Raw genomic sequence first — 20,640 nt, forward strand, 5'->3', positions numbered from 1 at the left:
GCACAGCGCCACTTGGCCGAGAATCACGCGCGTATCTCGACAAACCGACGCCGAGCCAAGGACAATAGCCATCTGCCGACAGGAGTCCTGAATGCGCCGTCTGTTTTCCCTGCTTCTGCTGATGATCTGCACCATGCCTGTCTGGGCAGACAGCCTCGATCAACTGTACAAGGCCGCCGGCTGGCCCGACCAGCGCGCCCATTTCAATGATGCCGTGAGCGCCGCCCAGCAGCGCTACCGCAACAGCCTGCCGCCTGCCGTTTACCAGGCGCTGGTCAACAACAGCAACCAGCGCTTCCAGGCCGAGGGTATGGATCGCCGTGCCCTGGCGCAGCTGCGTAGCGCCTTGCCCAACCCTGCGCCGGCGCTGGCCTTCTTCCAGTCGCCGCTGGGGCGCAAGATCGTCGCCGCCGAATTGCTGGCCACGCGCAAGGACCAGTTGGCCAAGAACGCCAAAGGCCTGCCGAAGATCCAGGCCAGTGACAACCGCCTGCTGATCATCGGCCACCTGGCCCAGGCACTCCCGGCCCGCGAAGCCGGTGCCGAGGTTAGCCTGGCGATCGCCGGGGTGGCTGCCGACAGCTTGAGCTCGATGATCCCCGGCCTGTTCGGTGGCGGCCAGGCCCAGGGCCTGCTCGACGGCCAGCGCCAGCGGCTGATGAGCCAGATTGGCGAAGACCTCAACAACACCTTGCTGTACGTCTACCGAGACTTGTCAGACGCCGAACTCGAGCAGTTCGCTACCTTTGCCGAATCGCCGGAAGGCAAGGCGTATTACCAGGCTGCCGTGGCTGCCGTGCGCGCAGGGCTGGCGGTCGGCCAGAACGGCGCCAACCTCAAGTAATCAGCCCAGGCGCTGATCGATGAAGTCGAAGTAGCGCTGGCGAATGCCCGGCAGCTCGTTGGCCAGGTGGTGGCGAGCCTCGGGCAGCATGAGGATCTGCGCTTCGCTGAACTTGGCCTTGAGCACCTTGAGGTTATACGGCCAGTCCACGGTGCCATCCGCCTCTCCCTGAATGATCAAAGGCTGCCGCGTGCTGCACGGGGCGGCTTCGATACGCTTGACCCAGGCCATCAGCGCGCCAACCCAGGCGGTGGGCAAGCGACGCGGCTGCAGCGGGTCGGCCTGCAGAAACGGCAAGAACGCCGGGTCGTTGGTGTTTTCGCTGAAGCGCCGTTCGATGCCATTGACGAAATGGCGCAGCACCCGATAACTGACTTTCGACCACAGCCAGGCACGTGGGCGCACCAGCGGCGCCAACAGGATCACCTGGCCATCGATCGGACTTTTTGCGCCCTGGTGCAGCAGGTGGTCCACGGCAATCGCCCCGCCCGTGCTTTGCCCGCACATGTGCCACGGTCGCGGCAGGTCAAGGCTCCGCGCCTGCTCGAACAAAGCGTCCAGCACCTGCTGGTACAGCGCGAAATCAGTGATGCTGGCGCGCTCGCCGCTGGACAACCCATGCCCAGGCAGGTCGCAACTGATGACCGTGTAGCCCTGCTTCAACGCCCATTCGATCACATGCCGGTACAGGCCCATGTGGTCGTAATAGCCATGCAGCAGAAACAGCGTCGCAACAGGCTGCGGCGGCAGCCAGGCTTGCCCGACCAGCTCGAAACCCGCTGCCTGGAAGCCACCCAGCCAGCTCTGCGCCGACAGGTTCAGGCCATAGAAACGCTGGTAGTCCTGGGCCGGCGCAGACAGGGGCTGGCGAGCGCTCAAGGGCTCGAGGGTGGGGCGCAGGCGGTCGGGCTGAAAAGCAACAGGCATCAGGTACATCCAAAGCGAAGCGAGTATTGATCTGGGATATTCAGCTCTTGGCCCCATCGTGGCAAGCTTGGGCACTTTTATTGCCTGAACTGGCCTCATCGCCGGCAAGCCGGCTCCTACAAGGGCCGCATGTTTTCCACAGCCGCCGCTGTACCTGTGGGAGCCGGCTTGCCGGCGATGAGGCCAGCAAAAACAACAGCGAATTCTTCATGCAGACGCCAATCAAACGGGTAATCATGGCCACCGCGGTGCTGCTCGGCGCCGCCGTGCTCTGGTGGGCCTATGACAATTTCCAGTCCCGCTACCTGCGCCCCTTCGACAACCAGGCCACCCTGTTCGACGGCAGCCAGTTGCGCCTGCCCGCGGCACTCGCAGGCCCTGGCCCGATCCGCGTGGTGCATTTCTGGGACCCGGCCTGCCCCTGCAATGTCGGCAACCAGCAGCACCTGGCCGACCTGGTCAGCCACTTTGCAGGCGCTGATGTAACGTTCCACTTCGTGCAAAAACCCGGTAGCCACGGCCAGTTGCCGGCCAACCTCACACGCTTGCAACCCATCGCCAACCTGCCTGGTAGCGAGCATCTGCCCGCCTCCCCCGCCGTGGCGATCTGGGACCGTCAGGGCAACCTTGCCTATTTCGGCCCCTACAGCGAAGGCGCGGTGTGCAATGCCAGCAACAGCTTCATCGAGCCGATCCTCAAAGCGCTGCTCGATGATCGCCAGGTCAGCGCATCCAATACGCTTGCAGTTGGCTGTTACTGCCCTTGGGCCGGCTGACGCACCCGCGCCGGGTTACCCACCACCACCGCGCCCGCCGGCACATCGCGGGTTACCACACTGCCCGCGCCGACCACCGCGTTGTCGCCGATGGTCACCCCGGGCAGGATGATCGCCGCACCGCCAATCCACACGTTGTTGCCGATGGTCACCGGCCGCCCGCTTTCCAGCCCGCTGCGGCGCTGCTCGGGGTCAAGCGGGTGGTCGGCGGTGTAGATCTGCACCGCTGGGCCGATCTGGCAGTCATCGCCGATGCGCACCGGCAGCACGTCGAGAATCACGCAGTTGAAATTCATGAAGGTATTGCGGCCGACACTGATGTTGTAGCCATAGTCACAGAAGAACGGCGGGCGAATCACGGTGCCCTCGCCCACATGGCCGAAGTGCTCGGCGAGCAAGCCGTTGCGGGCTTCATTGAGCAACTCGAAGCTGCTGTTGTAACGGTGCATCCAGTGCTTGCTGGCAATTTGCTCGGCCTGCAGCTCGGGGCAACTGGCATGGTAGGGCTGGCCGCTGAGCATTTTCTGTTTTTCGCTGAGGGACATGGAATCTCCTGTCGGGGGCTATGCTCTGTTCGCGAATACGTCGAAGATCGGACCACAGTTTCCGCTCGAATGCACAAGGAGTCTCGATGAAGCGCAGCCTGACCCTGTTGGCCGTGGTCGTGGCCGTAGCTGCCGGCGCTGGTTACTGGTACGTGCATGGCAAGCTGCCGCAGCGTGACGGCGAGGTGGTGATCGCCGGCCTGCAGGCCCCGGTCAGCGTGCGCTATGACGCCCGCGGCGTGCCGCACCTGCAGGCGCAGAACGAAGCGGACCTGTACCGCGCCTTCGGTTACGTGCATGCCCAGGACCGGCTGTTCCAGATGGAAATCATGCGCCGCCTGGCGCGTGGCGAGTTGGCCGAAGTGCTGGGCGACAAGCTGCTGCCCACCGACACCCTGTTTCGCAGCCTGCGCATCCGCGACCAGGCTGCCTTGATGGTGCAGCGGCTGGACCGCCAGTCACCTGCATGGCAAGCCCTGCAAGCCTATCTTGACGGCATCAACGCTTGGCAGGCCAGCCACCCCAAGCCCATGGAGTTTGACCTGATCGGCATCACCCCCAGGCCGTTCACCGCCGAAGACACCTTGAGCATTGCCGGCTACCTGGCCTACAGCTTTGCTGCCGCGTTCCGCACCGAGCCTGCGCTCACCTACATCCGCGATCAGCTCGGCCCGCAGTACCTGAAGATCTTCGACCTCGACTGGCGCCCTGACGGTGCGATCCGCACGCCACTGGCCGCCGCAGACTGGCAAAGCCTGGAAGCCCTGGCGCGGCTCAGCCACGAGGCCCTTGGCGATGCAGGTATCCCGCAGTTCGAGGGCAGCAACGCCTGGGCCATTGCAGGTAGCCGTACCCGCAGCGGCAAGCCATTGCTGGCCGGTGACCCGCACATCAGCTTCGCGGTGCCGGCCGTGTGGTACGAGGCAGAGCTGTCGGCGCCTGGCTTCAACCTGTATGGCTATTTCCAGGCGCTGAACCCGTTCGCGCTGCTCGGGCACAACCGTGACTTCGGCTGGAGCCTGACCATGTTCCAGAACGACGATGTCGACCTGATTGCCGAAAAGGTCAACCCGGCCAACAACGACCAGGTCATGGTCGATGGCCAATGGCGGCCCCTGGAAAAGACCGAGCAGAAGATCGCCGTCAAAGGCCAGCCGCCCGTCACCGTCGAACTGCGCCGCTCCCCTCACGGGCCGATCGTCAACGAGGTGCTGGGGGCAACCGCCGGCGCCACACCCATCGCCATGTGGTGGGCATTCCTTGAGACCGACAACCCGATCCTCGAAGGTTTCTACCAACTCAACCGCGCCGACACCTTGGCCAAGATGCGCGAAGCGGCCGCCAAGGTACACGCGCCGGGGCTGAACTTCGTCTGGGCCAACGCGCGTGGCGATATCGGCTGGTGGGCAGCGGCGCAACTGCCGATCCGCCCGGAGGGCGTCAACCCGACCTTCATCCTCGAGGGTGCCAGCCCACAGGCCGACAAGCTGGGGTTCTACCCCTTCAACGTCAACCCACAGCAGGAAAACCCGGCCAGTGGCTACATCGTTTCGGCCAACTACCAGCCACCAGCGGTGGTGCCAGTACCAGGCTACTACAACCTTGCGGACCGGGGCCGGCAGCTGGACCGCCAGCTGGCCAACGCGCAAGTGAAATGGGACACCGAAAACAGCCAGGCGCTGCAACTGGACACCGCCAACGATTACGGCCCTCGCACGCTGGCGCCGTTACTGGCGACCCTGCGCGGCGTCGCCCAGGGCGATGAGGAAAAGGAGCTGGTCGAGCAACTGGCGGCCTGGCGCGGTGACTACCCGCTGGACTCGACCAGCGCCACCCTGTTCAACCAGTTCCTGTACCAGCTGGCGTATGGCGCGCTGCACGACGAGCTCGGCGATACCTGGTTCCCGGTGCTGATCAGCACCCGCGCCATCGACGCCGCCCTGCCACGCCTGGCCGCCGATGCCGAATCGCCGTGGTGGAACACCCGCGGGGCCACTCAACCAACCGACCGCACCGCCGTCGTGCGTGGCGCCTGGCAGCAGACGCTCAAGCACCTGCGTGAAACCATCGGCAAAGACCCGGCCAGCTGGCAATGGGGCAAGGCGCATACGCTGACGCACAACCATCCGCTGGGGGTGAAGAAGCCGCTGAACCTACTGTTCAACGTAGGGCCGTTCGCGGCGCCCGGCACCCATGAAGTGCCCAATAACCTGTCTGCGAAGATCGGGCCGGCACCCTGGCCAGTGACGTATGGACCTTCGACACGGCGGCTGATCGATTTTGCCGATGCCGGGCAGGCGCTGACCAGTAACCCGGTAGGGCAAAGTGGGGTGCCGTTCGACAGGCACTTTGCGGATCAGGCCGAGGGGTACGTCGAGGGGCGCTACCAGCGCGCACAGATGGGGGTTATTCCGGCGCAAAGCACACTCAAAGCGGTGCCTGTAGGAGCGGGCTTGCCCGCGAAGGGCCGCTAAATCCACCCCATCAACCACTGCCAGCACCAAAAAAAAACGCCGACGCAATGCGCCGGCGTTTTCCATGCAGGGCCGAATCAGAACGCCGGTAGCACCGCACCGCTGTACTTCTTGGCGATGAATTCCTTCACCTCTGGGCTGGTCAGGGCCTTGGCCAGCTTCTGGATAGCCTCGCTGTCCTTGTTGTCCGGGCGGGCAACCAGGAAGTTCACGTACGGCGAGTCGCTACCCTCGATTACCAGCGCATCCTTTGCCGGGTTCAGGCCAGCTTCAAGCGCGTAGTTGGTGTTGATCATGTCCAGGTCGACCTGGTCCAGTACCCGCGCCAGCATGGCCGATTCAAGCTCCTTGAACTTCAGCTTCTTCGGGTTCTCTGCAATGTCCTTCGGGGTGGCCAGGGCGTTTTTCGGGTCTTTCAAGGTGATCAGGCCAGCCTTCTGCAGCAGGATCAGGGCACGGCCGCTGTTGCTGCCTTCGTTAGGGATGGCAACGGTTGCGCCGTCCTTCAGCTCGGACAGGTTCTTGATCTTCTTCGAGTAGCCACCGAATGGCTCCACGTGCACGCCGATCACGGTTTCCAGGTGGGTGCCTTTACCTTCGTTGAAGCTCTTCAGGTACGGGAGGGTCTGGAAGTAGTTGGCGTCCAGGCGCTTCTGGTCAACTTGCACGTTAGGCTGCACATAGTCGGTGAAGACCTTGATTTCCAGGTCCACGCCCTCTTTGGCCAGGGTCGGTTTGATCAGCTCAAGGATTTCAGCGTGGGGTACCGGGGTGGCGGCAACCACCAGTTTCTCGGCGGCAGCAGCCAGGCCGGAGAACGACAGGGCGGCGGCCAGGGCCGTGGTCAGCAGGGTCTTCTTCATGGTGGTCCTTGTTCTGTTTCTGGCCATCGGCGATGGCGAAGTCGGTGCCCAACCGTTTCATCAGCGGGCGTGAGGCGGAAGATACCGAGATTTTTTATTCCGCAACAATACCTTTTAATTAGCTACTTATTCCAAAAACAAACTGCCATTACCGACTTTGCTTATGAGCGATGTCTAGCCTGCGGGGTTGGGCAGGTCGAGGTCTTCTGGCTGGATCTCGTCACTGTCATTGACCAGCAGGGCGAAGTGGATGATGTTCTCCAGCTCGCGGGTGTTGCCGGGCCAGGCGTGGGCTTCCAGTACCTGCTGGGCCGCTTCGCTGATCAGTGGTACCGGGCGTTGCAGGCGTGCGGTGTAGATACCCACGAAGTACTCGGCCAACGGCAGGATATCGCCGCGGCGCTCACGCAGCGGCGGCAGCTCCAGGGCACCCTCGCGCAGGTACTGGTACAGGCGTTCGTTGAACCTGCCGGCCTTCACCACCCGCGCCAGGTCGATACTGGTCGCCGCCACCAGGCGCACATCTACCGGCTGCGGCTGTTGCGCACCGACACGGGTGACTTCGCGGTTTTCCAGTGCGGCCAGCAGCTTGCCCTGGATAGCCAACGGCAAGTCGGCGATCTCATCCAGGTACAGCGTGCCGCCGTTGGCCGAGCCGAACCAACCCGCACGGCTGCTGGCAGTCCCCCCGTGAGCACCGGCGCTGTAGCCGAACAGCTCGGCGTCGGCGTAGGTGTGGCTGATGGCCGCGCAGTTGACCGAAACAAACAGCCCGCCGCGGTCGCTGGCGCGATGGATCTGCCGGGCCAGCAGCTCCTTGCCGGTGCCGGTCTCGCCGCGGATCAGCACCGGCAGCGGTTGCGGCGCCAACAGTTCGAGGGCCTTGCGCAACTGCTGCGAGCGCGGGTCGATGAACACCAGTGCCTTGGCACGAATGCTCAGTGGGCTCTTGTCCAGTTCAGGGAAGGTCAGCAGGGGCTGGCCGAACGGGTTTTGAAAGGTCATGACGAACTCCCGCCCCAGGCCTCCAGCGGCCGGGCGTCAGGCTAACGATAAACAGTAGGGCCGATCAGGCGCGGCGCAGTGCGCGCTGCTCAACCCGGCTTTGCAGGCGATACAGGTAGGCGAAGCCCTGCTCCCAGCGTTCATGCCCAGACTTCACGTTGATGTGCCCGGCGTTGCTCAGCAACCCTGCTTCAGCCCCCCAGGCCTGAGCCAGGAACAGCGCGCGCGGCACGGTCACCGCCGGGTCGTTGTCGGAGCTGACCACCTGGCTTGGGAATGGCAACACCTGCAGCGGGATCGGCGCGAAGTTGCGCAAGGCGGGCGAGCAGGTCGGCCGCTCGACGTCGGCCGGTGCCACCAACAGCGCGCCACGCACCCGGCGCAGCAAGGCCGGGCTGGCCTGCTCGGCCCAGTGGGCGACCGTGATGCAACCCAGGCTGTGGGCGATGAGAATTACCGGCGAGTGTTCAGCGGCGATTGCCTGCTCCAACGCCTGCACCCAGTCCTGGCGCTGCGGAGTCAGCCAGTCCTGCTGCTCGACCCGGGCGCTGTTGGGCAAGGTGCGCTGCCAGTGACTCTGCCAATGGTTGTCTGGCGATCCTTGCCAGCCCGGCACAATCAGGTAGCGAATCGACTCATTGCGCATGGGGACGCCTCCAGTAAGTTTGCGTGCTTGGAGACAAGTATAGGGACGGGTTTATATTCGTAAAGGAATAAGAAGCTATTTATTAATAACTTTTAGTATAAAGCTGAGCGAGGCTCGCCAAGGCATGTTTAGCGCCTGTGAGATCGAGCGCCGCCCGCGCGGCGCTTCGCGGGGCAAGCCCGCTCCCACATTTGTTGCAACGTGCCATGGCCTGATGGGCCATAGTTGTTAGCCTTGGTGGCTCGACGAGGTTTTTCGGCTGGCACTGCTGCCGCCTCACCTGTCTTCAGCCATGCGCCAAGGCGGACAACCATGGCCTGACTGGAATGGCACGTTGCAACAAATGTGGGAGCGGGCTTGCCCCGCGAAGCGCCGCGCGGGCGGCGCTCGATCTCAAGAGCACTGAAGATCCCAAGGCAAGCGCTTCGCGAAGCGCCGCGCGGGCGGCGCTCGATTTGTGCATCACCACAGAACCCAAGCCAGGCCCCAGGTGGAGCCACGCTTGCAACATTTCGGGACGAACAAAAAAAGGGCCTACCCCTGCCAAGAGATAAGGCCCATAAGCACTTGCCTGAAGAGGGTTTGCCGATCAGCGCGCGGTGATCACCGCCAATTTGCTGATACCTGCACGTTCGATCGCGGCCATGGCTCGCGCCACCTCGCCGTAGTTGACGCCGTCGTCAGCCTGCAGCTGCACACGCACTTGTTCGTCCTTGGCCTTGGCCGCCTTGAGGCTGGTTTCCAGCAGGTCCGGCTGGATCTCGTCCTTGTTGATGAACAGCTTGCCGCCGCCATCGATGCTCACCACCAGCGGGTCCTTCTGCTCCACCGGGGCCACGGCCTCGGTCTTGGGCAGGTTGATGGGGATGGCGTTGGTCAGCAGTGGTGCAGTGACGATAAACACCACCAGCAGCACCAGCATGACGTCTACCAGGGGCGTGACGTTGATTTCACTGAGGACTTCGTCGTTGTCCTGGGTCGAAAAGGCCATATCAGGACGCCTCCTTCACCGGCTGGGTGAAACCGGTTTGCGCCTTTTGCACGGCGGGGTGCACCAGTACGCGGAAGGCACTCTTCTGCGCCAGGCTATAGAAGTCGTGGGCGAAATCATCCAGGTCGGCGGCGGTCAGCTTGAGCCGGCGCAGGAAGTAGTTGTAGACCAGCACCGCAGGCACCGCGACAGCGATACCCACACCCGTGGCGACCAGTGCCGCGCCGATGGGGCCCGCCACGGTTTCCAGGCTGGCCGAGCCTGCCGCGCTGATGCCCTTGAGGGCTTCCATGATGCCCCACACGGTACCGAACAGGCCGATGAACGGCGACGTACTGCCGATACTGGCCACCACGGCCAGGCCGGTTTCAAGCGAGCGGCGCTCACGCACGATCTGCTGGCGCAGGGCACGTTCCAGGCGGTCCTGGTGATTGATCGCGTGGCTCAGGTCGTTGGCCTGGGCCTCGCCGACGGCAATCGCGGCATAACCAGACTGGGCGACGCGGGCCGCCGGGCCAGGCAGCTCATGGCTGATTTGCGCCGCCGCATCCAGGCTCGAGGCTGCCCAGAATTGCTGGTGGAAGCGTTTGTCCTGATTCTTCAGCCGCACGAACTGCACGACCTTGACCAGGGCCAAGCCCCAGGTAGCGACAGAAAAACCTACCAGCAGCCAGATGACTGCGCTTTCAACGGACTCGAGGGGGGATGCCAACAGGCTCATGAGAGTGTCTTCCTATGCTCTGCAAATAATGTTCTGGCGAAAATCAACGAAGCTTGAAATCGATCGGCACACTGACCCAGCCGGCCTGGGCCACATCGCCCTGCTTGGCGGGCACGAAACTCCAACGCTTGACCGCAGCCAGGGCGGCGGCGTCGAGGGCATCGCGACCGCTGCTTTTCTGCAGCTGGATCTGCCCTGGCTTGCCGCTGGGCAAGACCTCGACTCGCAGCAGCACGGTGCCTTCCCAACCGCGGCGCTGGGCCATCTGCGGGTACTCCGGCGCCGGGTTCTTCAGGTACGCGGCGTTGGCCGAAGCGGGCGTTACCGGAGCCGGCGCGGGTGGCGCAGGCGGTGCGGGGGCCGCCACCGGCGCAGGCGCAGGGGGTGGTGCCTCGACGGGTTTGGGCTGCGGCTTGGGCGCCTGCTTGACCACGGGCTTGGGCAGCGGCTTTGGCTTGGGTTTAGGCTTGGCGGCCAGCTCGTCAACGACCGGCGGCGGTGGCTCCACCACCGGCGGTGCCGGGGCCGGCGGAGGCGGCTCGACCACGGGCGGCGCAGGTGCCGCGAACTCGATGGTCATGGGCGGAATCTGTGGTGGTACCACCGGCAGCTCAGGCGTCGGGGCTTGGCTTACCCAGTAAGCGGCGGCGCCGTGCAAGGCCAGCACCAGAAAGCCCAACGCCAGCTTGTCGCGGCGCTTGAGGCCGCTGACCGGCGTGCGTTGCAGCCGCAGCTGGCCCAGCGGCAGGCGAAGTGTCCGTCCAAGCTCGACCAGGTCACCCGGGGCCGGGCGCCATGGCTGGTCGTAGGCCCTGACGGCCGTCTGGACATTACCCATTGATCAAACTCCTGGGGTTCTTGATTCAGGTGTGTGGCTGAATCATCGGGGCCAGAGGCTTATCTCTTAAAGTAATGTTTAAAATTAAAGTTAGATCGTTTAAGCATATTGATTTTGGGTGGCTGCTTGGAAGCCACGTGATTCGCGGGATTCGTAATAGCAGCGCAAAACCGATGCATTGCAGGCATGGAAAATATTCGTGCAAGGCATCGAATTGCCGCGAGGGCTGCGCCCTCGATCGCGGGTAAACCCGCTCCTACAGGAGTTCGGCGGCGATTCTTACACGGGTAATAAAAAGCCCGGGACCATGCCCGGGCTTTTCGATGATCTGAGGGATCAGATATCCGCCACCTTCTGCCAGACCTTCGGCCTGAAGAACAGCGTCTCGCCCCGCGCCAGCCCAGTCAGGCTGTCGTGGTCCTTGACCACCTCGGCCTCGATCAACTCGCTCTGCCCTTCCACCTTCAACGTCACCCGCGTAGTCGCCCCCAGCGGGCGAATATCACGAACCTCGGCGGCATGGTGCCCTTCAGTCTCATGGCGAGACAACGACACCTCGTGCGGGCGGAACAGCACGTGATTGCCTTCGCTGAGCGCCAGGCGATTGGAGTCGCCGAGGAAGTGATAGACGAAGTCGTTGGCCGGCTTCTCGTACACTTCGCCCGGCGAGCCGATCTGCTCGATCACGCCCTTGTTCATCACCACGATGCGGTCCGCCACTTCCATGGCTTCTTCCTGGTCGTGGGTCACGAATACCGAAGTCAGGTTGATGTCTTCATGCAGCCGTGCCAGCCAGCGGCGCAGCTCCTTGCGCACTTTGGCATCGAGGGCGCCGAACGGCTCGTCGAGCAGCAGCACCTTGGGCTCCACCGCCAGGGCACGGGCCAGGGCGATACGCTGGCGCTGGCCCCCGGAGAGCTGCTCAGGGTAGCGGTCGGACAACCAATCCAGCTGCACCATGTTCAGCAGATCATGCACCTTTTCGGTGATCTTGCTCTCGCTCGGGCGCTCGCCCTTGGGCTTCATGCGCAGGCCGAACGCGACGTTGTCGAACACGCTCATGTGGCGGAACAGCGCGTAGTGCTGGAACACGAAACCGACGTTGCGATCACGCACATCGTGGCCCGACACATCCTCGCCGTGGAACACGATGCTGCCGTCATCCGGCGTTTCCAGGCCAGCGATGATACGCAGCAGGGTGGTCTTGCCGCAGCCAGACGGGCCCAGCAGGGCCACCAGCTCGCCGCTGTGGATATCCAGGTTGATGTTGTCCAGGGCCTGGAAGCTGTTGAAGCGCTTGCTGACGTTACGAACTTCGATCGACATGAATCATTCCTCCGCGGCGCTATGGCGCAGGCGGTTAATACGGTTCTCGCTCCACTGCTTGAGCAGCAGGATGAAGAGCGCCAGGATCAGCAACAGGCTGGCCACGCTGAAGGCCGCGACGTGGTTGTACTCGTTGTAGAGGATTTCCACGTGCAGCGGCAAGGTGTTGGTGACGCCGCGGATATGCCCCGATACCACCGACACCGCGCCGAACTCGCCCATGGCCCGCGCGGTGCACAGCACCACGCCGTAGATCAGGCCCCACTTGATGTTCGGCAAGGTCACGTGCCAGAACATCTGCCAGCCGTTGGCACCCAGCAGGCGTGCGGCTTCTTCCTCCTGGGTGCCCTGCTCCTGCATCAGCGGGATCAGTTCACGGGCAACGAACGGCACAGTGACGAAGATGGTCGCCAGCACGATGCCCGGCAGGGCAAAGACGATCTGGATATCGTGGTCCTGCAGCCAAGGCCCAAACAGCCCCTGGGCGCCGAACATCAGCACGTAGACCAAGCCGGCAATGACCGGCGACACCGAGAACGGCAGGTCGATCAGGGTCACCAGCACGCTCTTGCCACGGAAGGTGTACTTGCTCACGCACCATGCAGCGCTTACGCCGAACACCAGGTTCAGCGGCACGGAAATGACCACCGCGAGCAAGGTCAGCTTGAGCGCAGACAGCGCGTCAGGCTCGAAGATCGCCTCGAAGAACGTACCAAAGCCGTTCTTCAAGGCCTGCGACACCACAATCACCAGCGGCAGCAACAGGAACAGCGCGAACACCAGCCAGCCAAGGCCGATCAGGATGCGCCGCGAGGTGGCACTGCCACGCCGTGCGGCGTTGGCGGCGGCGGTAGCGCTCAGGGATGAACTGGACATAGCCGGGCCTCCTTCAAGGGGTTTCGATGCGGCGCTGCAGCAGGTTGATCAGCAGCAGCAGGATGAAGGAAACCACCAGCATGAGCACGCCGATGGCGGTCGCGCCGGTGTAGTCGTACTGGTCGAGCTTGACCATGATCAGCAGCGGCAGAATCTCGGTTTTCATCGGCATGTTGCCGGCAATGAAGATCACCGAACCGTACTCGCCGACGCCACGGGCAAAAGCCAAGGCAAAGCCGGTGAGCCAGGCGGGCAACAGAGCCGGCGCCAGGATGTGGCGGAACACCTGCAGTGGTTTTGCGCCCAGGCAGGCCGCAGCCTCTTCGACTTCACGCGGGATATCTGCCAGCACCGGCTGCACCGTACGCACCACGAACGGCAGGGTGACGAAGGTCAGTGCCAGGGTAATGCCCAACGGTGTGTAGGCGATCTTGAAGCCCAGGTCGGTAGCGAACTGGCCCACCCAGCCAGCAGGGGCGTACAAGGCGGTCAGGGCGATACCGGCTACGGCGGTGGGCAGGGCAAACGGCAGGTCGATCATCGCATCGATGATCTTGCGCCCAGGGAAGGTATAGCGCACCAGCACCCAGGCCAGCAGGGTACCGATGACGCCATTGATGATGGCGGCGAACAGGGCGGTGCCGAAACTCAGCTTGAGCGCGGCGATGACCCGTGGCGCGCTGATGATGTTCCAGAACTGCTCCCAGGTGAGCTGCGAGGCATGTATGAACATGGCCGCGAGCGGTATCAGCACGATCAGGCTGAGGTACACCAAGGTGTAGCCCAGTGTCAGCCCGAAGCCGGGTATGACGGGGGAAATGCGACGTGACATAAATATCCCTGGTTGAACGCACGAAGCCCGGAAATAATTCCGGGCTGGTGCAAGCTTCTGAATCCCGGGGCAGCTGCGCAGCCCTTCGCCGGCAAGCCAGCTTCCAAAGGATTACCACAGGCCAGAGCACTGCGCGATTCCTGTAGGAGCTGGCTTGCCGGCGATGGGCCGCCAAGCGGCCCCGCTTTTCCTCGGCCAGTTACTGGGCCTGATAGATCTGGTCGAACACACCACCGTCGTTGAAAAACTTGGGTTGTGCAGTCTTCCAGCCACCGAAGTCCTTGTCGATGGTTACCAAATCCAGTTTCGGGAACTGCTTGCCGAATTCGGCAGCGACTTTCGCGTCACGTGGGCGGTAGAAGTTTTCGGCGGCAATTTTCTGGCCGGCCGGGCTGTACAGGTGCTTGAGGTATTCCTCGGCGATCTGTTCGTTACCCTTTTTCTGCGCGTTCTTGTCGACCACAGCCACTGGCGGCTCGGCAAGGATCGACAGCGAAGGCACGACGATTTCGAACTTGTCGGCGCCGCCGTCTTCCTTCAACGCCAGGAACGCTTCGTTTTCCCAGGCCAGCAGCACATCGCCCTGGCCGTTGTTGACGAAGGTGATGGTCGAACCACGGGCACCGGTATCCAGTACAGGCACGTGCTTGAACAGCTCCTTCACGTATTCGGTGGCTTTGGCTTCGCCACCTTGCTTCAGGCCATAGGCCCAGGCTGCGAGGAAGTTCCAGCGGGCGCCGCCGGAGGTTTTAGGGTTCGGAGTAATGACCGAGACGTCCTTCTTGATCAGGTCGCCCCAATCCTTGATGCCTTTCGGGTTGCCCTTGCGTACCAGGAACACGATGGTCGAGGTGTACGGGGTGCTGGCGTCCGGCAGGCGGGTCTGCCAGTTCTCCGGCAGGGTCTTGCCGAGCTTGGCGATTTCGTCGATGTCGCCGGCCAGGGCCAGGGTCACTACGTCGGCGCGCAGGCCGTCGATTACCGCACGGCCCTGTTTGCCCGAGCCGCCGTGGGACTGCTGGATCTTCACCTTATCGTCCGGGTGCGCTTGCTGCCAGTGCTTGATGAATTCGGCGTTGTACTGCTGATACAGCTCGCGCGTCGGGTCATAGGACACGTTCAACAGTTCGTAGTCCTTGGCGATGGCGGAACCGGCAAAAACGGCACTGGCCAGGGCGGCGAGCGCATAACGGCGGATGGACATGGTGAAGCTCCCGATTGGCATTTTTCTAGTTTTGAGTGTGATGCGGTATCAGCCGGGCTTGTTGCCGGGCTGCTGCAGGCGGAACTTCTCCTTGCGCTCGATCTGCACGACCTGAGCGTTATGCACGGTAATCTCCACCGCACCGAAACGCAGATCGCGCAGGGCGCTCTGGATCTCCCGCAGAATGGTGGCTTCGTCCTGACCGTCGATGCTACGCAGAGATGCACTCATGCTCGTTCTCCTTGGAGTGAGGGTGCCGGGCAGAGGTTTGAAGGGTTTGCGCCTGGCTTGAGGGCAATAGTAGTGAGGCGCGGATATTCTTAAAAATACTGTTTAAGAATGTTTATATAACCATTTTAGAAAATTGCCATGAACACTTGTGGGAGCGGGCTTGCCCCGCGAATGCGATGGTGAATTCACCTAAGCATTCGCGGGGCAAGCCCGCTCCCACAGGGTTCAGAATCAGGTTTTACTAGCGTTTTCAGGCTCGCGGATTTTGTACCAGGCCACATACAGCGCCGGCAGGAACAGCAGCGTCAGCAGCGTCGCACTGATGATGCCGCCAATCATGGCGTAGGCCATCGGGCCCCAGAACACTTCGCGGGCAATCGGGATCATGCCCAGGCTGGCTGCCGCGGCGGTCAGCAGAATTGGCCGGCGCCGGTGGTTGGTAGCTTCCACCACCGCATCCCACGGTGAATAGCCCTGGGCTTCGAACTCGTCGATCTGGGTCACCAGGATCACCGAGTTACGAATGATGATGCCGGCCAGGGCGAGAATCCCGAGAATCGCCACAAAGCCCATCGGCGTGCCGGTCGGCACCAGCGCCAGCACTACACCGATCAATCCCAGGGGCGCCACGCTGACCACCAGGAACAGCTTCTGTGTGCTGTGCAGCTGGATCATCAGGAAGGTTGCCATCAGGAACAGCATCAACGGGATGACCTTGCGGATCGGTCCTTGGGCCTTGGCGCTCTCCTCCACCGTACCGCCAGTAGCCACTTCATAACCGACCGGTAACTGACTGGCGAACTCATCGATCTTAGGCTTGAGCTGCGCCACCAGGTCGGTGGGCTGGATTTCGCCGCTGACCGAGGCCTTGATGGTGATGGTCGGCTTGCGATCGCGGCGCCACACCAGCGGCTGCTCCAGCTCGTAGCGCACGGTGGCGAAGGCGAGCAGGGGTATCGAGGTGCCGCTTGGGGTGACTATCTGCAGGTTCTGCAGCGTGTCCGGCGAGCCTCGCTCGCTGTCCACGGCGCGGGCAACCACATCCACCAGGTAGATATTGTCGTTTACCTCGGTCACCGGCGCGCCACTGACAATGCTGTTCATCACGTTGGCCACGTCTTCGGACGACAGGCCCAGCTGGCGCGCCTTGTCCTGGGCGATTTCGATGCGCAGGACCTTACCGGGCTCGTTCCAGTCGTAGATCATCTCGCCGATGTGCTGGTTGGCATCAAGCAACGTGGCCAGCTCGATCGCGTGCTTGCGCACCTGGTCGATGTCCTTGCCGCTGACGCGGTACTGGATCGGCCGACCTACCGGCGGGCCCATTTCCAGCGACTGCACGTTGGTGCCGATGCCGACGAACTCTTCATGCAGCAGCTTCTGCAGGCGCGCCATCATGCCCGCGCGCTCCTCGAAGCCTTTGCTGACGATGACCAGCTGGGCGTAGTACGGGTTCTGCAATTGCTGGTCCAGGGGCAGGTAAAAGCGGATCGCGCCTTGGCCGATATAGGTACTCCAGCGCACAAGGTCCGGGTCGTCCTTGATTCTGGCTTCGAGGCGGTCGACCACCTTGCGTGTCTCTTCAATCGAGGCGTTTTGCGGCAGGTTGAGGTCGACGAGGATTTCCGGGCGGTCGGAAGACGGGAAGAACTGGTTCTGCACGAAGCGCATGCTGACCAGCGAAAGGACGAACAGCAGGATGGTACCGATGATGGTCAGCCAGCGGTGGCGCATGCACCACAACAACCCACCCTCGAACGCCCGCCCGACACGGCCAGGCTCTGCCTCGTGGGCCTTGAGCTTGTCGGCCTTGAGAATATGCACCCCGAGCACCGGCGCGAAGAACACCGCCACCACCCACGACACGATCAACGCCACGGCGATCACCGCGAACAGGGTATAGGTGTACTCGCCCGCTGAACTGGCATTGAGGCCGATCGGCACGAAGCCGGCCACGGTCACCAGGGTACCGGTAAGCATGGGAAATGCGGTCGAGGTATAGGCAAAGGTCGCGGCATCTTCCTTGCTCTCGCCCATCTCAAGGCGCGTGACCATCACCTCGACGGTGATCATCGCATCGTCCACCAGCAGCCCCAGGGCAATGATCAACGCGCCCAGCGAAATCCGCTGCATGGTGATGCCGCTGTACTCCATGAACACAAAGACCATGGCCAGCACCAGCGGGATCGAGCAGGCCACCACTAGCCCGGCGCGCACGCCCAGGCTGACGAAACTCACCGCCAGCACGATCACCACCGCTTCGAACAAGGCGCTGGTGAAGCCACCGACCGCCTGCTTGACCACCACCGCCTGGTCGGACACGGTGTGCACACCTACGCCCACTGGCAGCTCGCTGACGATGCTTTCCATCTTCTGCTTCAGCGCGGCGCCGAAGACCTGAATGTTACCACCGGCCTTCATGCCGATCGCCAGGCCAATCGCGGACTGGCCGTTGTAGCGGAACATCGGCGAAGGCGGATCGACGTAGCCGCGCTCGATATCGGCGATATCGGCCAGGCGGAAGAAGCGGTCGTTGATCCGCAGGTTGACGGTTTGCAGGTCTTTCTCGGAGGCGAACTGCCCGGTCGTACGTACCGAAATGCGCTCTGGCCCGGCTTCGATCACCCCGGCCGGGGTTACCGTGTTCTGTTGCTGCAGCGCCTGCATGACTTGGCGCTGGTCGATGCCCAGGGCCGCCAGCTTACGGGTGGAGAATTTCAGGTACAGCACCTCGTCCTGGGTGCCGACCAGTTCGATCTTGCCGATATTGGGGACTTCGCGCACCTCGGCTCGGGCCTGCTCCACGTAGTCGCGCAGCTGGCGCATAGTCAGGCCGTCGGCGGTAAAGGCGTAGATGGAACCGAACACGTCGCCGAATTCATCGTTGAAGCCAGGCCCCTGGATGCCCTGGGGGAATTCGCCGCGAATGTCCTGGATCTTCTTGCGCACCTGGTACCAGATGTCCGGTATGTCGCCGGCCTTGGTGGTGTCGCGCAGGTAGACGTAGACGGTGGACTCACCGGGGCGGGTGTAGCTTTTGGTGTAGTCGAGGGAGTCGAGCTCTTCGAGCTTCTTCTCGATGCGGTCGGTGACCTGGTAGAGGGTCTCGTCCTGGGTCGCACCGGGCCAGCGGGTCTGGATCACCATGGTCTTGATGGTGAACGACGGGTCTTCCTCACGGCCCAGGTTGAAATAGGAAAAAATCCCCATCAGCAAACCGACGAACATCAGGTACCAGACGAAGGACTGGTGGCGCAGCGCCCATTCGGACAGGTTGAAGCTTCCTTTCATTGCGCGTCCTCGTCGAATGTAACTTTCTGGCCGGGCTTGAGGCTGTTCACGCCGGCGGTCACCACCCGCTCGCCGGGTTGCAGGCCGGCGCTCACCAGGACGCTGTCGCCTGTGCGCTCGGTCAGCGTAACGTCACGGGTGGCGACTGTTTTCTGTTGGGGGTCGATCACCCAGACCTGGGTTTTGCCATCACGTTCAAGCAGCGCGCTCAGGGGCAGTTCGCTGCGCGGGGTGATCGCCGAGGTCAGGGTTACGCTGATCGCCGTGCCCAGGTGGAACGCAGCCGGGGTGCTGGCCAGGGTCAGCCGGGCACGGCGGGTGCGCGTGGCGGCGTCGGCCTGGGGCTCCAGCTCGCGCAGGGTAGCCGTGGTGTTGATGCTGCTCTCCAGCTGCGAGGCAACGGTGAACGTAAGGTCCTTGCTCAACACTTCGGCGATGCTGATGGGCAGGTCGATGACCGCTTCCTTGACGTCTGGACGGGCCAAGGTGACCACGGCCTCCCCGGCCGTGACGGTCTGCCCGGCTTCGGCCTGCCAGGCGGTGATCACCGCCGCATGGTCGCTGCGCAAGGTGCTGTAATCGAGCTGATCGCGCGCCTGGCTGACCGCCGAGCGGGCCTGCTCCAGGCTGGCACCGGTGGTTTTCAGGTCGGTCTGGGCAATATCCAGCTGGGCCTGGGCGCCGACGCCGCGGTCATACAGCTGCTGCTGGCGACGTGCGTTGGCCTGGGCGTTGATCCACTGCGCCTGAACCCTGGCCAGGTCGCCCTCGGCGGCGCGCAGCTGGTTCTGCTGGTCGGTCGGGTCAAGGGTGGCCAGGGTATCACCGGGCTTCACCTGGGCGCCGACATCCAGCCAACGCCGGGCGATGCGCCCGGATACGCGAAAGCCCAAGGTGCTTTCGAAACGCGCCTGAATGGTGCCGGCGAAGCGGCCCAGTTGTGACTGCGCCTGGGCCTCGACCAAGGTCGACAGCACCGGGCGCACGGCTTCGGGTTGCTCTTCTTCGCTGCCACAGGCAGTCAACAGCAGGCCGGCCGCGCACAGCAGCAATAAACGTTTCATGGCGCGGAGCCTCCATCCTTGGCATCGACTTTTTCAACCTGCATGCCCGGATGCAACAGCTGGCCACCACTGACCACCACCGTCTCACCACCTTTCAAGCCTTGGGCGACGACGATCTTGCCGGTCAGGTAGCGGGTAACCTGGACCTTGCGCAATTCGACCTTGTCGCCCTCACCTACCACCCATACCGCTGGCGCGTGCACCTCCTTGGTCAAGGCCGACCAAGGCAGTTCGATGCTAGGCCTCCCCTGGGCATTGGTCGTGGCCGTCACCGGCGAGCCTAACTGCATGGCTGGCGGCACATTGCGCAGGGCCACCTTGACCTGCACCGTGCCACTCTGCGCGGATACCGTCGGGGTAACTTCGCGGACAAAGCCCTGGGCCTGAACCTTGGGGTCGTCGAGCAGGCTGACGATCACGCCAGCGTCGCTGGGCGGTGCCACCAGCAGCGATTCGTAGACGTTGAACACCGCATCGCGGTCGCCATCGCGGGCCAGGCCGAAGATCGGCTGGGTGGCCTGCACCACTTGGCCGACCTCGGCCTGGCGCTCGGTAATCACCCCATCGGCTTCGGACACCAACGCGGTATAGCTCAGTTGTTCCTTGGCGTTGGCCAGTTGCGCCTGGGCAGCCTTGAGCGCGCTCTGGTTACTGCGCAGCGCGGCCTCGGCGGCGTCGTACTCGCTCTGGCTGGTGTAGCCCTTGGGCAGCAGTTTTTGCTGACGCACAAAGGCGGCGGCGGTCTGCGTCACCCGTGCCTGGGCGGCAAACACTTCGGCCTTGGCCGAGTCGACATTGTTCTGCAGGTCTTTTGGGTCGAGCCGCGCCAGCACCTGGTTGGCCTTGACGTGATCGCCCACATCGACGCTGCGCGAGATGATCTTGCCGCCGACACGGAACGACAGGTCGGTCTGCACCCGCGCCTGCACATCGCCGGTCAGGGTCACCCTGGCAGCAAAATCGGTAGATTGCACCTGCAGCACGCCGACCCGCGGCATGACCTCGGGGGCTTCTTCCTTGCTGCAGCCGGTGAGCATGCCCAGCAGCCCCAAGCATACGACCAACAGTGGACGCGTCACCCTCATGCAGGCTCCTAGCTTGCGCACAAATGATTCGTGGGATGCGACTGTTAGCGTAGATCAGGGTTCAGAAAAAACACTGACGGGGGTCAGTTGGGCGGTGATGG

General features: G+C 63.1%; 19 protein-coding genes. 3 read left to right on the forward strand and 16 right to left on the reverse strand.

The genetic code is table 11. The features are described 5' to 3' along the window. The first annotated feature begins 91 nt into the window (after positions 1-91). Positions 92-844 (forward strand): DUF2059 domain-containing protein, encoded by a 753-nt coding sequence (locus tag ACFY68_RS02090; protein WP_346615291.1) that lies wholly within the window; start codon positions 92-94, stop codon positions 842-844. Here the strand turns inward: ACFY68_RS02090 and ACFY68_RS02095 are convergent, their stop codons facing one another. Next, the gene (locus ACFY68_RS02095) at positions 845-1,771 is read right to left on the reverse strand and encodes an alpha/beta hydrolase (RefSeq protein WP_387522910.1); all 927 of its coding nucleotides are present in this window, start codon (positions 1,769-1,771) and stop codon (positions 845-847) included. 209 nt (positions 1,772-1,980) lie between these two features. On the opposite strand from ACFY68_RS02095, the gene ACFY68_RS02100 reads away from it, so the two are divergent. After that, positions 1,981-2,547, forward strand: a complete 567-nt coding sequence (locus ACFY68_RS02100; RefSeq protein WP_387522912.1) for a DUF6436 domain-containing protein — start codon at positions 1,981-1,983, stop codon at positions 2,545-2,547. Here ACFY68_RS02100 and ACFY68_RS02105 read toward each other — a convergent pair. Then, entirely contained in the window at positions 2,526-3,092 is a 567-nt protein-coding gene (locus ACFY68_RS02105) for a sugar O-acetyltransferase (protein ID WP_387522914.1), read from the reverse strand. The genes ACFY68_RS02100 and ACFY68_RS02105 overlap by 22 nt on opposite strands. An 86-nt stretch (positions 3,093-3,178) precedes the next feature. On the opposite strand from ACFY68_RS02105, the gene ACFY68_RS02110 reads away from it, so the two are divergent. After that, positions 3,179-5,566, forward strand: coding sequence for a penicillin acylase family protein (locus ACFY68_RS02110; protein WP_387522915.1), 2,388 nt, complete (start codon positions 3,179-3,181; stop codon positions 5,564-5,566). 77 nt (positions 5,567-5,643) lie between these two features. Here the strand turns inward: ACFY68_RS02110 and ACFY68_RS02115 are convergent, their stop codons facing one another. From ACFY68_RS02115 to ACFY68_RS02180, 14 genes are all read right to left on the reverse strand, one after another. Beyond that, entirely contained in the window at positions 5,644-6,429 is a 786-nt protein-coding gene (locus tag ACFY68_RS02115) for a MetQ/NlpA family ABC transporter substrate-binding protein (RefSeq protein ID WP_346615286.1), read from the reverse strand. Between the two features lie 174 nt (positions 6,430-6,603). Continuing rightward, a complete protein-coding gene (locus ACFY68_RS02120; protein ID WP_387522917.1) occupies positions 6,604-7,434 on the reverse strand; it encodes a sigma 54-interacting transcriptional regulator in 831 nt (276 codons plus the stop codon). 64 nt (positions 7,435-7,498) lie between these two features. Further along, positions 7,499-8,080, reverse strand: a complete 582-nt coding sequence (locus tag ACFY68_RS02125; RefSeq protein WP_387522919.1) for an alpha/beta hydrolase — start codon at positions 8,078-8,080, stop codon at positions 7,499-7,501. A gap of 589 nt (positions 8,081-8,669) precedes the next feature. Beyond that, positions 8,670-9,071, reverse strand: a complete 402-nt coding sequence (locus tag ACFY68_RS02130; RefSeq protein WP_387522921.1) for an ExbD/TolR family protein — start codon at positions 9,069-9,071, stop codon at positions 8,670-8,672. 1 nt (position 9,072) lies between these two features. Beyond that, the gene (locus tag ACFY68_RS02135) at positions 9,073-9,792 is read right to left on the reverse strand and encodes a MotA/TolQ/ExbB proton channel family protein (protein WP_346615282.1); all 720 of its coding nucleotides are present in this window, start codon (positions 9,790-9,792) and stop codon (positions 9,073-9,075) included. A gap of 43 nt (positions 9,793-9,835) precedes the next feature. Further along, positions 9,836-10,630, reverse strand: coding sequence for an energy transducer TonB (locus tag ACFY68_RS02140; protein WP_387522923.1), 795 nt, complete (start codon positions 10,628-10,630; stop codon positions 9,836-9,838). Between the two features lie 336 nt (positions 10,631-10,966). Further along, positions 10,967-11,956 (reverse strand): sulfate/molybdate ABC transporter ATP-binding protein, encoded by a 990-nt coding sequence (locus ACFY68_RS02145; RefSeq protein ID WP_387522925.1) that lies wholly within the window; start codon positions 11,954-11,956, stop codon positions 10,967-10,969. Between the two features lie 3 nt (positions 11,957-11,959). Next, complete coding sequence (gene cysW / locus ACFY68_RS02150; protein WP_346615279.1) at positions 11,960-12,832, reverse strand: sulfate ABC transporter permease subunit CysW; 873 nt, start codon at positions 12,830-12,832, stop codon at positions 11,960-11,962. Between the two features lie 13 nt (positions 12,833-12,845). After that, complete coding sequence (gene cysT, locus ACFY68_RS02155) at positions 12,846-13,664, reverse strand: sulfate ABC transporter permease subunit CysT (protein WP_012274724.1); 819 nt, start codon at positions 13,662-13,664, stop codon at positions 12,846-12,848. A 199-nt stretch (positions 13,665-13,863) separates the two neighbouring features. Then, positions 13,864-14,868, reverse strand: a complete 1,005-nt coding sequence (locus ACFY68_RS02160; protein ID WP_346615278.1) for a sulfate ABC transporter substrate-binding protein — start codon at positions 14,866-14,868, stop codon at positions 13,864-13,866. A gap of 48 nt (positions 14,869-14,916) precedes the next feature. Continuing rightward, entirely contained in the window at positions 14,917-15,099 is a 183-nt protein-coding gene (gene oscA / locus ACFY68_RS02165; RefSeq protein WP_003248957.1) for a sulfur starvation response protein OscA, read from the reverse strand. A 231-nt stretch (positions 15,100-15,330) separates the two neighbouring features. Next, positions 15,331-18,390: an efflux RND transporter permease subunit gene (locus ACFY68_RS02170; protein ID WP_387522928.1), complete on the reverse strand. Its 3,060-nt coding sequence runs from the start codon at positions 18,388-18,390 to the stop codon at positions 15,331-15,333. After that, positions 18,387-19,454 (reverse strand): efflux RND transporter periplasmic adaptor subunit, encoded by a 1,068-nt coding sequence (locus tag ACFY68_RS02175; RefSeq protein ID WP_387522930.1) that lies wholly within the window; start codon positions 19,452-19,454, stop codon positions 18,387-18,389. Before ACFY68_RS02175 ends, ACFY68_RS02170 begins: the two co-directional genes overlap by 4 nt. Next, on the reverse strand, positions 19,451-20,539 hold the full coding sequence (locus tag ACFY68_RS02180; RefSeq protein WP_387522932.1) for an efflux RND transporter periplasmic adaptor subunit: 1,089 nt from the start codon (positions 20,537-20,539) through the stop codon (positions 19,451-19,453). Before ACFY68_RS02180 ends, ACFY68_RS02175 begins: the two co-directional genes overlap by 4 nt. Between the last annotated feature and the right edge of the window lie 101 nt (positions 20,540-20,640).

Origin of the sequence: Pseudomonas sp. NPDC012596, assembly GCF_042902325.1 — a bacterium.
Classification (GTDB): Bacteria; Pseudomonadota; Gammaproteobacteria; order Pseudomonadales; family Pseudomonadaceae; genus Aquipseudomonas.

What these genes read in the sequence shown, in the direction of transcription:
- ACFY68_RS02095 (WP_387522910.1), bottom strand. Translation starts at nt 1,771, where the DNA reads ATGCCTGTTGCTTTTCAGCCCGACCGCCTGCGCCCCACCCTCGAGCCC.
- ACFY68_RS02180 (WP_387522932.1), bottom strand. Translation starts at nt 20,539, where the DNA reads ATGAGGGTGACGCGTCCACTGTTGGTCGTATGCTTGGGGCTGCTGGGC.
- ACFY68_RS02175 (WP_387522930.1), bottom strand. Translation starts at nt 19,454, where the DNA reads ATGAAACGTTTATTGCTGCTGTGCGCGGCCGGCCTGCTGTTGACTGCC.
- ACFY68_RS02135 (WP_346615282.1), bottom strand. Translation starts at nt 9,792, where the DNA reads ATGAGCCTGTTGGCATCCCCCCTCGAGTCCGTTGAAAGCGCAGTCATC.
- ACFY68_RS02110 (WP_387522915.1), top strand. Translation starts at nt 3,179, where the DNA reads ATGAAGCGCAGCCTGACCCTGTTGGCCGTGGTCGTGGCCGTAGCTGCC.
- ACFY68_RS02105 (WP_387522914.1), bottom strand. Translation starts at nt 3,092, where the DNA reads ATGTCCCTCAGCGAAAAACAGAAAATGCTCAGCGGCCAGCCCTACCAT.
- ACFY68_RS02100 (WP_387522912.1), top strand. Translation starts at nt 1,981, where the DNA reads ATGCAGACGCCAATCAAACGGGTAATCATGGCCACCGCGGTGCTGCTC.
- ACFY68_RS02160 (WP_346615278.1), bottom strand. Translation starts at nt 14,868, where the DNA reads ATGTCCATCCGCCGTTATGCGCTCGCCGCCCTGGCCAGTGCCGTTTTT.
- ACFY68_RS02170 (WP_387522928.1), bottom strand. Translation starts at nt 18,390, where the DNA reads ATGAAAGGAAGCTTCAACCTGTCCGAATGGGCGCTGCGCCACCAGTCC.
- ACFY68_RS02125 (WP_387522919.1), bottom strand. Translation starts at nt 8,080, where the DNA reads ATGCGCAATGAGTCGATTCGCTACCTGATTGTGCCGGGCTGGCAAGGA.
- ACFY68_RS02130 (WP_387522921.1), bottom strand. Translation starts at nt 9,071, where the DNA reads ATGGCCTTTTCGACCCAGGACAACGACGAAGTCCTCAGTGAAATCAAC.
- ACFY68_RS02120 (WP_387522917.1), bottom strand. Translation starts at nt 7,434, where the DNA reads ATGACCTTTCAAAACCCGTTCGGCCAGCCCCTGCTGACCTTCCCTGAA.
- ACFY68_RS02140 (WP_387522923.1), bottom strand. Translation starts at nt 10,630, where the DNA reads ATGGGTAATGTCCAGACGGCCGTCAGGGCCTACGACCAGCCATGGCGC.
- ACFY68_RS02090 (WP_346615291.1), top strand. Translation starts at nt 92, where the DNA reads ATGCGCCGTCTGTTTTCCCTGCTTCTGCTGATGATCTGCACCATGCCT.
- cysT (WP_012274724.1), bottom strand. Translation starts at nt 13,664, where the DNA reads ATGTCACGTCGCATTTCCCCCGTCATACCCGGCTTCGGGCTGACACTG.
- oscA (WP_003248957.1), bottom strand. Translation starts at nt 15,099, where the DNA reads ATGAGTGCATCTCTGCGTAGCATCGACGGTCAGGACGAAGCCACCATT.
- ACFY68_RS02115 (WP_346615286.1), bottom strand. Translation starts at nt 6,429, where the DNA reads ATGAAGAAGACCCTGCTGACCACGGCCCTGGCCGCCGCCCTGTCGTTC.
- ACFY68_RS02145 (WP_387522925.1), bottom strand. Translation starts at nt 11,956, where the DNA reads ATGTCGATCGAAGTTCGTAACGTCAGCAAGCGCTTCAACAGCTTCCAG.
- cysW (WP_346615279.1), bottom strand. Translation starts at nt 12,832, where the DNA reads ATGTCCAGTTCATCCCTGAGCGCTACCGCCGCCGCCAACGCCGCACGG.